Raw genomic sequence first — 12,729 nt, forward strand, 5'->3', positions numbered from 1 at the left:
AACGTCCAGTGGTCTGGGTCACTCGTGGGTTTGTAGCGTCGGCGGCACCAGCCGTTGACCTGCAAGGAGATCTCATGGTCGAGCAACCGCCGCCGCTCACCCGGGTCGAGACCAACGGCATCGAACGGATCCCCGACGCAGAACGCACGGCGACCCCGTTCGACCTGTTCCGGCTGGCCTTCGGTGGCGCCAACACGTTCTCCACCTGCGTGCTGGGGGCGTTCCCGATCCTGTTCGGACTGTCCTTCTGGCAGGGCCTGGCCGCGACGCTGCTCGGAGTGCTCGCCGGGGCGCTGATCCTCTGCCCGATGGCGATCTTCGGACCGATCAACGGCACGAACAACGCGGTGTCGTCGTCGGCGCACCTGGGCGTGCACGGCCGGATCGTCGGCTCGTTCCTCTCGCTGCTGACCGCGGTGGCGTTCTTCTCGCTCGCGGTGTGGAGCTCCGGCGACGCTCTGGTCGGCGGTGCGCACCGGTTGTTCGGGGTGCCTCGCAGCACGCTCTCCTACGCGATCGCGTACGCGGTGTTCGCCGGCCTGGTGCTCGTCGTGTGCACCTACGGGTTCCGGTTCATGCTCTTCGTCAACAAGATCGCGGTCGTCTCGGCGACGGCGCTCTTCGTGCTCGGCGTCGTGGCCTTCGCGGGTGACTTCGACCCGTCGTACGCCGGCACGATCGCCCAGGACGCGTTCTGGCCGGCTTTCATCGGGTCCGCGCTGATCGTGCTGGCCAACCCGGTGTCGTTCGGCGCCTTCCTCGGTGACTGGTCGCGCTACATCCCGGCGAGCACCCCGCACCGCAAGGTCGTCGCCGCCGCGTTCCTGTCCCAGGTCGCCACGCTCGTACCGTTCGTGTTCGGCCTGGCCACCGCCAGCATCATCGCGTCCGCCGCACCGTCCTATTTGGAGAGACAGGACTTCGTCGGCGGGCTCCTCGCGATCGCGCCGCAGTGGTTCTTCCTGCCGGTCTGCCTGCTCGCGCTGATCGGCGGGATGTCCACCGGGACGACCGCGCTCTACGGCACCGGCCTGGACTTCTCCTCGGTGTTCCCGCGGCTGTCCCGCGTGCAGGCGACGGTGCTCGTCGGCGCGCTCGCCGTCGTGTTCATCTTCGTCGGCCGCTTCGGGTTCGACCTGGTGCGCAGCATCTCGACGTTCGCCACGCTGATCATCACGTGCACCACGCCGTGGATGGTCGTGATGATGCTCGGCCTGTTCACCCGGCGCGGCTGGTACGACCCGGAGGCGTTGCAGGTGTTCAACCGGCGTCAGCGCGGTGGCCGGTACTGGTTCGCGCACGGCTGGAACTGGCGCGGCATGACGGCGTGGTGGGTCGCGGCGGTCGTGGGCGTGCTGTTCACCAACATCCCCGGCCAGTTCGTCGGGCCGCTGGGCGGTCTCGCCGGCGGTGTGGACGTCAGCCTGCCGCTGTCGATCGCCGTCGCCGCCGTGCTGTTCCTGGCGCTGCTCCTCGTCTTCCCGGAGCCTCGCGCGGTCTACGGCCCCGACGGGCCACGGCTGGTGCGCGCCGCGGACGTCCCGGTCCTGCCGATCACCAGCCCTGCTGTACCGGTTCCGGCGTAGGAAACAGAAAGAGCCTGTCGGTGCGCGCTCCCGAATTCGCGCACCGACAGGCTCTCTCGCACGAGTAGTTGGTCGACAGCAGGCCGGGACTTGCCCCGAGCGCGAGCTCCGATCCAGCTCTTGATCAACGAGAAACGTGCCGCGGAGTCAAGCTCCGTTGGGCGGGCATGTTAACAGATGTGTACCGGAAGTCCAGGGCTCGAAAAGACTTTGCGATCTTCGTCGACGATGAAGACCTCGCAGTCCTCTTGCGACGCAGCCCACTCGATCCCGTCCCTGCCCAGCGCGAATGCCGCTGTGGCAGTGGTGTCCGCGATCGCGAGGTCGTCGGAGAAAACCGTGACGGACAGGATTCCCGTCACCGGCTGACCGGTACGGCCGTCCAGGATGTGCTGCCCGCGTTCGTACAACGCCGACGTGGCAACGGCTCCGTCCCGCACGCCGAGCACGACGCAGACCTGGTCGGCGAGGTCGGGATGCCGAACGCCCACGCGCCAAGGCTTTCCGGGTTCGGGCTCACCGGCCGTGACGACGTCGCCCCCCGCGTTGAGGCAGTACGACGACGCGCCACCCTCCCGCAGGATGTCCGCGGCGCGTTGCACGGCCCAGCCCTTCACCACCGCGCACGGGTCGAGTCCGCGTCCCGGTACCCGCGCCGTGAACGCGCCGCCCGTGGAGTCCTCGTACCAGTCGCACAGCGAGAGCACCTCGACCAGGTCCGGGGTGAGCTCTTCCCTGGTGAGCTCACCCCGGTCCAGTCTGGACACCTCGCTGTCCGGCTTGAACGGCGAGAACTGGGCGTCCGCCTGCCTCAGCGACGCGAACGCGCGCTCGGCCAGTGCGGCGTCCCCGTCACGCAGGTCCACCGAGATCGGCAGGCCCATGATGTGCTCGACGCGCCGCACCGGCATGGCTACTTCGCCCCGTCGAGGGCCGCCTGCAGCGACTGCTTGTAGCCCTCGGAGGTCGCCGTCGCGCCGGACACCGTGTCGATGTCCGCGCTCTGCGCCTTCAACGCCGACTCCCGCAGGAGCGGCAGCGCCATCCTGGTCGGGTTGCTGTTCGGTGCCCGCAACGCCTTCACGTCGGTGATCTTGTTGCCCTGCAGCGTCACCTGCACCTGCACGGTGCCTTCGGACGTGTTCACCGCGGGACCGGACACGTTCCTGGTCTGGGCCTGCTGCTGTTGCTGCTGTTGGGTCGTCGGCGCGGTTCCGTTCGCCTTGGGCGCGGACCCGGTCGTCTTGGGCGCGGTCGTCTGCGGAGCCGGGGTTTGCTTCTGCTGCTGGGTTTCCGGCGCGGCGGCGGCCTCGTTGATCTCGCCCTCGTGCGCCGCGCCCGGCGAGTACAGCCACACCGGCACGAGGCCGGCGACGCTCAGCGCCAGAACGGGAATTGCCCTCTTCACGTCGTCGCCCTCTCAGTTGGCCAGCGCGAAGCGCTCGGCGTGGATCTGGTTGCTGGGCACTCCCAGTTCGGACAGGCTCTGCACCACGGCGTCGGTCATGCCGTTCGGGCCGCAGATGAAGACGTCGCGGTCCTCCACGTCCGGCACGAGCGCGGCGATGTTGTCCGGCCCGAGCAACGGCCCGTTCGCGGTGATGGTCTTCGAGGAACCGGTGACCAGCCGCAGCACCGCGCCCTTGGCCTGGGCGAGGCCTTCGAGCTCGCGCAGCAGCACGGCTTCCCTCGGGTCGCTCACCCGGTACAGCACCACGACGTGACCCTTGATCTCCTCCAGCAGCGCGCGGATCGGCGTGACGCCGACACCACCCGCGACGAGGAGCGCGTTCGGCCTGGTCTGGTGCATGGTCGTGAAGGCGCCGTACGGGCCCTCGGCGAACACACGGGTGCCGACCTTGATGTTGCGGACGTCCGCGCTGCCCTCGCCGAGCGCCTTCGCGGTGAGCCGCAGGTACTTGCCGTTCGGCGCTGCGGACAGCGAGAACGGGTTGGCCTGCCACCAGCGGTCCTTGGTCAGGAAACGCCACAGGAAGAACTGACCGGCCTTGGCGCCGAGCCGGTCCAGGTCCTTGCCCTCGATGTAGACGGAGACGACGTTGTGCGCCTCCGGCACGACCGCGGCGACCCGGAACTGGTGGCGCCAGTTCCGCCAGAACGGGAGCACCAGCCGTCCGATCACGACGGACCCGATCGCGAACGCCCAGAGCCCCCACCAGTACCCGGTCGCGAGCGCGGACTTGCGGAACGTGCTGCCGACGACGATCTGGTGCGTGAACGCGAGGAAGATCGCGATGTAGGTGTACAGGTGGATGAAATGCCAGGTCTCGTAGGCCATGCGACGCCGCGCGAAACGGGCGGAGACCACACCGACGACCATGATGATCACCCACGCCACCAGCGCGCGGAGGATGCCCTCCAGCTCGGTCGCCTGCCTGATGACCTCGGCGATCGGACCGTCGTCGCCCGCGTTGCCGAACGCGATCAGGACCAGGTGCCCGACCAGCATCCAGAAGATCGTGAAGCCGACCCAGCGGTGCCACGACGTCAACTTGTCCATGCCGAGCCGGCGGTCGAGCCACGGCAGGCGCGCGACCAGCAGGAGCTGGAACGCCATCGCGAGCGCGCCGTAGAGGCCGGCGAGCCTGCCGAAGTTGACGAGCTTGTTCGACCCGACGCCCGCCGCGTTGAAGAGGTAGGTCACGAAAGCCGCGTTGGCCAGGAGGAACGCGTAGAGGCCGGCTTTGGCCAGCACCTTGTGCGGCGTCGCGCGGCCGGCCGCGGCCGGTCGCGCGGTCTGCTGCAGGGTGGTCGTCACGGCGGGCTCCTCGGTCAGGCGGTCTCTGTCGGTCTTTCTCGATCCTTGGTGCTCCAGCTGTGGCTCCGCTTTGCACGGGCTGTCGACTTCCTGTCGATCGAGCGGGCGGAGCACCAGGTGACGCACCATGAGCACGTGGACAAGGGGAACTCGGTTCGATTGCTCGTCGTGGACGACGAGCCGCACATCGCTGACCTGGTCGCGACGGTCGCCCGGTACGAGGGCTGGCAGGCCGCCACAGCCCTCAGCGGCGAGGACGCGCTCAGAGAAGCCGCCGAGTTCCAGCCGGACATCGTCGTGCTCGACCTCATGCTGCCTGACCTGGACGGATTCACCGTTCTTGATCGAATGCGCGCGGCCGGGGCGATGGTGCCCGTGGTGTTCCTGACGGCTCGTGACGGCACCGCGGACCGTGTGGCGGGTCTCACGCGGGGCGGCGACGACTACCTCGTGAAACCGTTCTCCGTCGAAGAGCTGATGGCGCGCCTTCGGGCCGTGTTGCGCCGCTCCACGGGTCCGTCGTGGAAGCGTTCCGTGCTGAAGGTCTCCGACCTGCTGATGGACGAGGACACGCGCGAGGTCCGGCGCGGCGGCAAGCTCGTCACCCTCACCCCGACCGAGTACGAGCTGCTGCGCTACCTGATGCGCCGCTCACCGGCCGTGCTCACGAAGGCGCAGATCCTCGACCACGTGTGGGAGTACGACTTCGGCGGCCGATCCAACGTGGTCGAGCTCGTCATCTCCCACCTGCGCCGCAAGCTCGACGACGGCCACGAGCCGTTGATCCACACCGTGCGCGGTGTGGGGTACGTGCTCCGCCGAGCAGCGGAATGAGGAGGCAGCTCCGCCTCGGCACGAGGCTCACCCTTGGTCTCGGCGCGCTGGTGCTCGCCGTGTTCGCGATCGTCGGCGCGGTCACCTTCGCGTCGATGAAGACGTTCCTCGACAACCGGCTCGACGACCAGATGGCGATCAGCCAGACCGGCGCGGCGCACGACGTCGAGTACTACTACAAGGTCACCAAGCTCCCGCCGACCTGGTTCGCCGTCGTCTACAAGATGGAGGACGGTGCTCTGCGCGCCCAGCCGGGCGAGCAGCCGCAACCGGAGGACCGCGAGGAGTTCGACGCCATCGCGAAGAGGGCGTTGGTCACCGAGCAGTTCGAGACCGAGTACCTGCGCGGCGAGGGCAAGTTCCGGCTCCGCGCGTGCCCGATCAAGGCCAACGAGATCGTGCTGGTCAGCGCGGCTCCGATGGCCGACAGGGACAGCACGCTCTCGCAGCTGATCACGGTCGGGGTGATCGCGATCCTGGCCGCGCTGGTGGTCCTGGTCGTCGGCGGCCAGGCGCTGATCCGCAAGGGTCTCAAGCCGTTGTCGAACATGGCCGACACCGCCCACGGCATCTCGTCACACGACCTGACCGACTCCGCCCATCTCGCCGTGCGCGTGGACGGCAAGGGCGGCGGCGTCGAGGTCGAAGAGCTGCGCGAGGCGTTCAACACGATGCTCGCGCACATCGACTCTTCTTTGGCCGCACGCACAGCAGCAGAGCAACGCCTCCGGCGGTTCATCGCCGACGCCTCACACGAGCTGCGCACGCCGTTGACGTCGTTGCGCGGTTACGCCGACCTGTTCCGGTACGCGGCGGCCAACGAGCCGGGTGAACGCGAGAAGCACCTGGAGAAGCTGCGGTCGGAGGCGTCGCGGATGAGCGTGCTGCTCGACGACCTGTTGTTGCTGGCCCGCCTGGACTCCGCCGAGTCCGAACCACCGCTGCGCCCCGAGGAACTCGACCTGGCAGTGATCGCGGAGGCGGCAGCGGACGCGTTCCGGGCCGCGCGCCCGTCGCACTCGCTGGAGGTGGACGCCGACACGGTGACCATGACCGCGGACCCGACCAGGCTGCGGCAGGTGCTCGACAACCTGCTGACCAACGCCGCCGTGCACACCCCGGCGGGCACCTCGGTGTCGGTGCAGGTGACGGCGTCGGGCGACTGGGCGGTCGTGAAGGTGAGCGACACCGGACCCGGCATCCCGGAGGCGGACCAGGCCCGGATCTTCGACAGGTTCTACCGCGTGGACGACTCGCGAACCCGTCAGCGCGGTGGCAGCGGCCTCGGCCTCGCGGTCGTCCAGTCGCTGGTCCACGCCCACGGCGGCACGATCGCCGTCTCCAGCCGCCCCGGCTCGACAACCTTCACGATCCGCCTCCCCCGCCACGCTTAGCTGACCGCACGCGGGGCCCTCGCGTCCTCCAGGAAAGTACGAAAGCTCCCCGCGTACTTTCCGCCTGACGGCACGCGGGGCCCTTGCGTGCGCTCAGTGCGAACGAAAGCTCCCCGCGTGCACTTCGCTACTCGGCCTGCGAGCTCGTCGCCCAGAGGTCGATGCCCGACTCGACGGCGTACTTGTCGATCTCGGCGAGCTCGTCGTCGGTCAGCGGCGGCGCCTGCAACGCCGCGAGGTTCTGCTCCAGCTGCCCCACCGACGACGCGCCGATCAACGCCGACGTGACGCGCGGGTCGCGGATGGTCCACGTCAGCGCGAGCTGGGCCAGCGACTGCCCGCGGGACTTCGCGATCTCGTTCAGCGCCCGGATGCGGCCGAGGTTCTCCTCGGTCAGCAGGTCCGTCGACAGCGACTTGCCCTGCGACGCGCGCGAACCCTCCGGAATGCCGTTGAGGTACCGGTCGGTCAGCATGCCCTGCGCGAGCGGCGAGAACGCGATGCAGCCCGCGCCGACCTCCTCCAACGTGTCCAGCAGCTCCGGCTCGATCCAGCGGTTCAGCATCGAGTACGACGGCTGGTGGATCAGCAGCGGCACACCTGCGGACCGCAGCAGCTCAGCCGCCTCACGCGTCTTGGCGGGCGAGTACGACGAGATGCCGACGTAGAGCGCCTTGCCCTGCTGCACCGCGCTGACCAGCGCGCCCATCGTCTCCTCGAGCGGCGTCTCGGGGTCGAACCGGTGCGAGTAGAAGATGTCGACGTAGTCGAGCCCCATCCGCGTCAGCGACTGGTCGAGCGAGCTCAGCAGGTACTTGCGGCTGCCCCACTCCCCGTACGGCCCCGGCCACATGTCGTAGCCCGCCTTCGTCGAAATCACCAGCTCGTCGCGGTACGGCCTGAGATCATCGGACAGGATCTGCCCGAACGTGACCTCCGCCGAGCCGTACGGCGGACCGTAGTTGTTGGCGAGGTCGAAGTGCGTGACACCGAGGTCGAACGCCCTGCGCGCGATCCCGCGACCCAGCTCGTACGGCCGGTCGCCGCCGAAGTTGTGCCACAGACCGAGCGAGATGGCCGGCAGCTTGAGACCGCTGCGACCCGTCCGCCGGTACGTCATCTGGTCGTAGCGCGCGCTATCCGCGAGGTAGGACATGGTGCACACGATGTCACGTCCTAGTGAGACAGAGCAGGACATGAAACGCGCTGCTGAGGCGGGCGAAGTCCTCGACCTCTCACGTCGTGGGAACAACGTGGTGCGCGCCGAGTCGATCCACCGTCTGTTGCAGACGGGAGACCTCGGCCCGGTCGGGCTCCAGGTGGGCGGCGCCCGGATCACTGGCCAGCTCGCTCTCGACTTCTTCCAGTCGTCCTCACCGTTGTTGCTGGACAACTGCTTCTTCGAAGAGCCGCTGTCGCTGTTCCACACGGACCTGCCAGGGCTGTCGCTCGACGACTCGACGTTGCCCGGTATCAACGCCGAAGGCCTGCGCACCAGCTATTTCGCCATGCGGGACGCCCGTTGCACCGGTGTCCTGGACCTGGACAACGCGAGGATCGACGGCCCACTGCTGCTCCAGGGAAGCAGCCTCGGGGCGCTCTCCGGCGGAAGCATGAGGATCAGCCGCGACGTGTGGATGTCCGGCGTGTTCATCGCCGCTGAAGGAGTCGGGTGCTGGCTCGACAGCTGCGAGATCGGCATCGACCTGATCCTCAACGACGCGGTCGTCGATGCCGTCGGTACCGCGCTCAACCTCAACGGCGCGCAGATCGGCGGCATGGTCCGGCTCCACGACGCCTTTCTGCGGGCAGGTGGTGAAGGCGATGCGGTGACCTTCGTCGACGCGACGACACGAGGGCTGAACATGATCGGCACCGTGCTGCGCAGTGATGCGGGCAACGCCCTGTGTGCCGACGGCGCGCACATCCGCGCCGGCATCGGCCTCTTCGGGGACTTCGACGCTCTGTCGAACAGCGCGGACTCCACGATTCGAATCACCAACGCGAGACTGGGCGGCGCCCTCGTGATCGAGGGGTCGGTCCGCAGCCGGGGCGGTCAGGCCGTTTCCGTGCACCGGGCGTCCGTCGACGGCAACCTGCTGATCGGCGGAGAGCGCGTCGAGGCCTCGAGCCCGTTCCCCGCAGTGGAGGTGAGCGACACCGATGTCGGTGGCGAGGCCACCCTCCGCCCCGAGAAGATCGTCAACCACGGCCGGGGACTGTCTGCCGACCTGTTCAGCACGCGAGTCGGCCGGGCGCTCCGGCTCGACGTCACGAAGCTGATCAGCGACCCGATGTTCGCGGCGTCGGTGAACGGCCTGACCTACCCCGAACCTCCCGCCGACACCGGCGCCTGGCTCACCATGCTGCGAGATCACACGTTCAGGTACGAAGCCCAGCCCTACCAACAACTCGCCGCCGTCCACCGCGCCGCCGGGCACGAGCACACCGCCCGCAAGGTCCTGATCGCCCAGCAGAAAGACCTCCGCCACCGCGGCGACCCCGGCAACAAGCTCTGGCACTGGTTCCTCGGCGCCACCCTCGGCTACGGCTACAAGCCGTCCAGGGCCGTGGCGGGACTGCTGATCACGTTCCTGCTCGCGATCGGTCTGGTGTGGACAGCCGGTGAGAACAACGGCCTCACCCCGGCCAAGGACCGCCCAGCGGACTCCTGTTCATCTGTGAACAGAATCAGTCTTGCGGCGGACCTCGCGATCCCGCTCGTGAAGCTCGGCGGCACACCGAGATGCGAACTGGCGAACGGACCAGCCGGGCAGTGGGCGACCGGAGCAGGCTGGGTCGTGCAGATCCTCGGGTGGTCGTTCGCCACGTTGAGCGTCGCGGGGTTCACCGGACTCGTTCGCAAAACATGACGAGCTGTCACACCGAATGACGACGAGGGCCCGCCCACCTGGGCGAACCCTCGTTGTTGAAGAGCCGGCGAGGGGAATCGAACCCCTAACCTTTCGCTTACAAGGCGAGTGCTCTGCCAATTGAGCTACGCCGGCCTGGCTCGTGTTCGCGAACATGGTAAGCGCCCGTTGCGGGTGCTACCTGCGGCGAACGGTCTGCTCTCAGTGTGATCGGATTGCTCCGACCGGAGTCGGACCAACCAACTGAGTGGCTCAAAGCGCCCGGCAGGCCGCCTTGACCAGGTCAGGAGGGTAACCAACAGACAGTGATCATGTCCTCCTTTTCGGGTCGCCCGATCGGAGGTGGTCGACGACACAGCAACAGTCGAAGGACTCCTCACGATCACACGACGGAGGTGCACGAGATTTCCACGAACAACCTGCACGGCCCCGCGCTGCCCGACGACACCACTGTTCACCTGGTACTCGATCTCGCACTGAAGATCGGCGAGGTCCAAATGGCCAGTGGGGCCGGTGCGGCCGACGTGACAGCGACGATTCTTTCCGTTACCGAGAGCTATGGACTTCCGCACACGGAAGTCGACGTGATCTACACCTCCATCAGCGTTTCCTGTCACAGGGGGACGGACGCGCCGCCGATCACCGCGGTCCGGGTCGTCCGGCAGCGCAGTCTCGACTACACGCGGCTGGCCGCCGTCGAGCACCTCGTGCGGAACCTCGGGCCCATCGAGGACGCGCACGCCGAGCTCGAGAACATCACCACGGCCAAGCACCCGTACCCGCGCTGGGTCGCCACCGTCGCCTGGGCGGGCATGGCCGCGGCCGTCGCGTTCCTCGTCGGCGGCGGGCTGGAGCTCGCGATCACCGCCGGGGTCGTCACCGCCGTGATCGACCGGGTTGGCCGGATCCTCAACCGCCGTGCGCTGCCCTTCTTCTTCCAGCAGGTCGTCGGCGGTGCGCTCGCCACGGGCGCCGCGCTCACCGTGTTCGCCACCGGACTGCTGCCCAACGTCCGCCCGAGCCTGCTGGTCGCCGTCGGCATCGTCGTGCTGCTCTCCGGGCTCGCCCTGGTCAGCACCGTGCAGGACGCGATCTCCGGCTACAACGTCACCGCCGCCGGCCGCACCGTCGAGACCGTGCTGCTCAGCGCCGGTCTGATCGCGGGCGTCGCGCTCGCCATCCGCACGGCCGTCCACTTCGGACTCCAGATCAAGCTGACCGACCCGCTGCCACCGTTGATCTCCGCGGTGCCGATGCAGTTCGCGGCCGGTGCGGCGACCAGCGCGTTCTTCGCGCTCGCCTGCTACGCCCGGCCCCGTGCGCTCGTCGCCGCCGCCATCTCCGGCGCGATCGGCACCGCCGCCTACGGCCTGGTGACCTCGTTCGGTCTCGACGCGCTGCTCGGGTCCGCCGTCGCCGCCGCGATCACCGGGTTCGGCGGCGCGACCATGACCCGCCGGTTGCGCATCCCGACGCTGGTCGTCGTGCAGGCAGGGGTCGTGCCGCTGCTGCCCGGCTGGACCACCTACCGGGGGCTGTTCCAGCTCACCGCGGAGGGCGATCCGGCCGGTTTGAGCACTTTGGTGTTCGCGAGTGGTATTGCTCTCGCCCTGGCCGGAGGGGTGGTGTTCGGCGAGTACCTGGCCCAGCCGGTGCGCACCGGACTGGGTCGCCTGGAGCGGAAGTTCGCTGGTCCGCGCATGTCCGGGCCGCTCAAACCCACCAAGCGTCGGTTGGAGTGAACCTGGCTGTGACGGGGGTTACACGACACGCCCCGGACACGCGTCCGCACTAGCCTCGGTGTTTGTGAGCATGGACATTGGCGAGAACGGGGCGGAATTCGTAGTCGTGGCCAACCGGCTGCCGGTTGACCTGGAGCGCTTGCCCGACGGAACAGAACGGTGGAAGCACAGCCCCGGCGGGTTGGTGAGCGCGCTCGAACCGTTCCTCCGCTCACACAGCGGCGCGTGGGTCGGCTGGCCGGGTGTGGCCGACGCCGAGGTCGCTCCGTTCGAGGACGACGGCCTGCTGCTGCACCCGGTCGAGCTGTCCGCGAAAGAGGTCGAGGACTACTACGAGGGCTTCTCCAACGGCACGCTGTGGCCGCTCTACCACGACGTCGTCGCGCAGCCCGCGTTCCACCGGCACTGGTGGAACTCCTACGTGCGGGTCAACCAGCGGTTCGCCGACGCGACCGCGAAGGTCGCCGCCCAGGGCGCGACCGTGTGGGTGCAGGACTACCAGCTGCAGCTCGTCCCGGCGATGCTGCGCGAGCAGCGGCCCGACCTCAAGATCGGCTTCTTCCTGCACATCCCGTTCCCGCCGGTCGAGCTGTTCATGCAGCTCCCGTGGCGCACGGAGATCATCCGCGGCCTGCTCGGCGCCGACCTGGTGGGCTTCCACCGGCCCGGTGGCGCGCAGAACTTCCTCTGGCTGGCCCGGCGCCTGGTCGGCCTGGAGCCGAGCCGCGGCACCGTCGGCGTCCGCACCCGGCCCGGTGTCGTGCAGGTCGGCGACCGCACCGTGCGCGTGGGCGCGTTCCCGATCTCGATCGACAGCGCGGGCCTCGACGCGGTGGCGCGACGCAAGGAGACGCAGGCCCGCGCGAGGCAGATTCGAGAGGACCTGGGCAACCCGAAGCGCATCCTGCTGGGCGTGGACCGTCTCGACTACACGAAGGGCATCGACGTCCGGATCCGCGCTCTGTACGAGCTGATCGCGGACGGACGCGTGGACCCGGAGGACGTCACGATGGTCCAGCTCGCCACGCCCAGCCGTGAGCGCGTCGACCACTACAAGACGATGCGCCAGGACATCGAGCAGTCCGTCGGCCGGATCAACGGCGAGTTCGGCCGGGTCGGCAAGCCCGTCGTGCACTACCTGCACCAGTCGGTGAACCGCGAGGAGCTCGTCGCGTTCATGAGCGCGGCGGACGTCATGGTCGTCACGCCTGTTCGGGACGGAATGAACCTCGTGTGCAAGGAGTACGTGGCCTGCCGATATGATCTTGGTGGAGCTCTGGTGCTCAGCGAGTTCGCCGGCGCTGCCGCAGAACTGACCAGTGCGTTCCTGGTGAACCCCCATGATCTGGACGGTGTCAAGAACGCTCTGCAGGCCGCCCTCGACATCGATCCTGCTGAAGGCCGCCGTAGGATGCGCGCGCTGCGCCGCCAAGTCCTCACCCACGACGTCGACCGCTGGGCGAGGTCGTTCCTGGAGGCGTTGGGCACGCAGACCTCGGTCTGAATCCTTTCAGATCCCAT

The 12,729-nt window shown here is 68.4% G+C and carries 10 protein-coding genes and 1 tRNA gene; 6 read left to right on the plus strand and 5 right to left on the minus strand.

What is annotated here, in order from left to right:
- Nucleotides 1-74 precede the first annotated feature (74 nt).
- Nucleotides 75-1,586: a purine-cytosine permease family protein gene (locus tag ACFOWZ_RS45850; RefSeq protein WP_382380651.1), complete on the plus strand. Its 1,512-nt coding sequence runs from the start codon at nt 75-77 to the stop codon at nt 1,584-1,586.
- 170 nt (nt 1,587-1,756) lie between these two features.
- Here the strand turns inward: ACFOWZ_RS45850 and ACFOWZ_RS45855 are convergent, their stop codons facing one another.
- Genes ACFOWZ_RS45855 through ACFOWZ_RS45865 form a run of 3 tightly spaced genes read right to left on the minus strand, consistent with a single transcriptional unit; the run spans nt 1,757 to nt 4,365 of the window.
- Nucleotides 1,757-2,497 (minus strand): FAD:protein FMN transferase, encoded by a 741-nt coding sequence (locus tag ACFOWZ_RS45855; protein WP_382380653.1) that lies wholly within the window; start codon nt 2,495-2,497, stop codon nt 1,757-1,759.
- A 2-nt stretch (nt 2,498-2,499) separates the two neighbouring features.
- Nucleotides 2,500-2,994 (minus strand): FMN-binding protein, encoded by a 495-nt coding sequence (locus ACFOWZ_RS45860; RefSeq protein ID WP_382380655.1) that lies wholly within the window; start codon nt 2,992-2,994, stop codon nt 2,500-2,502.
- 12 nt (nt 2,995-3,006) lie between these two features.
- Nucleotides 3,007-4,365: a ferredoxin reductase family protein gene (locus tag ACFOWZ_RS45865; RefSeq protein WP_382380657.1), complete on the minus strand. Its 1,359-nt coding sequence runs from the start codon at nt 4,363-4,365 to the stop codon at nt 3,007-3,009.
- 117 nt (nt 4,366-4,482) lie between these two features.
- On the opposite strand from ACFOWZ_RS45865, the gene ACFOWZ_RS45870 reads away from it, so the two are divergent.
- Together ACFOWZ_RS45870 and ACFOWZ_RS45875 are read left to right on the plus strand one after the other, a co-directional pair.
- Nucleotides 4,483-5,199: a response regulator transcription factor gene (locus ACFOWZ_RS45870; RefSeq protein ID WP_382380659.1), complete on the plus strand. Its 717-nt coding sequence runs from the start codon at nt 4,483-4,485 to the stop codon at nt 5,197-5,199.
- The gene (locus ACFOWZ_RS45875; RefSeq protein WP_382380661.1) at nt 5,196-6,593 is read left to right on the plus strand and encodes a sensor histidine kinase; all 1,398 of its coding nucleotides are present in this window, start codon (nt 5,196-5,198) and stop codon (nt 6,591-6,593) included. The genes ACFOWZ_RS45870 and ACFOWZ_RS45875 overlap by 4 nt, the downstream gene beginning before the upstream one ends.
- A gap of 127 nt (nt 6,594-6,720) precedes the next feature.
- Here the strand turns inward: ACFOWZ_RS45875 and mgrA are convergent, their stop codons facing one another.
- Nucleotides 6,721-7,749, minus strand: a complete 1,029-nt coding sequence (mgrA, locus tag ACFOWZ_RS45880) for an L-glyceraldehyde 3-phosphate reductase (protein WP_382380663.1) — start codon at nt 7,747-7,749, stop codon at nt 6,721-6,723.
- Nucleotides 7,750-7,789: 40 nt separating this feature from the next.
- Here mgrA and ACFOWZ_RS45885 point away from each other — a divergent pair, with 40 nt between their 5' ends.
- Complete coding sequence (locus ACFOWZ_RS45885) at nt 7,790-9,466, plus strand: hypothetical protein (RefSeq protein ID WP_382380665.1); 1,677 nt, start codon at nt 7,790-7,792, stop codon at nt 9,464-9,466.
- A gap of 62 nt (nt 9,467-9,528) precedes the next feature.
- Here ACFOWZ_RS45885 and ACFOWZ_RS45890 read toward each other — a convergent pair.
- Nucleotides 9,529-9,601, minus strand: a tRNA-Thr gene (locus tag ACFOWZ_RS45890).
- 260 nt (nt 9,602-9,861) lie between these two features.
- On the opposite strand from ACFOWZ_RS45890, the gene ACFOWZ_RS45895 reads away from it, so the two are divergent.
- Both ACFOWZ_RS45895 and ACFOWZ_RS45900 read left to right on the plus strand, forming a co-directional pair.
- A complete protein-coding gene (locus ACFOWZ_RS45895; RefSeq protein WP_382380667.1) occupies nt 9,862-11,208 on the plus strand; it encodes a threonine/serine exporter family protein in 1,347 nt (448 codons plus the stop codon).
- Nucleotides 11,209-11,278: 70 nt separating this feature from the next.
- On the plus strand, nt 11,279-12,712 hold the full coding sequence (locus ACFOWZ_RS45900; RefSeq protein WP_382381308.1) for an alpha,alpha-trehalose-phosphate synthase (UDP-forming): 1,434 nt from the start codon (nt 11,279-11,281) through the stop codon (nt 12,710-12,712).
- The last annotated feature ends 17 nt before the right edge of the window (nt 12,713-12,729 follow it).

The organism is Lentzea rhizosphaerae, from assembly GCF_042649515.1.
In the GTDB taxonomy this organism is placed as follows: domain Bacteria; phylum Actinomycetota; class Actinomycetes; order Mycobacteriales; family Pseudonocardiaceae; genus Lentzea; species Lentzea aerocolonigenes.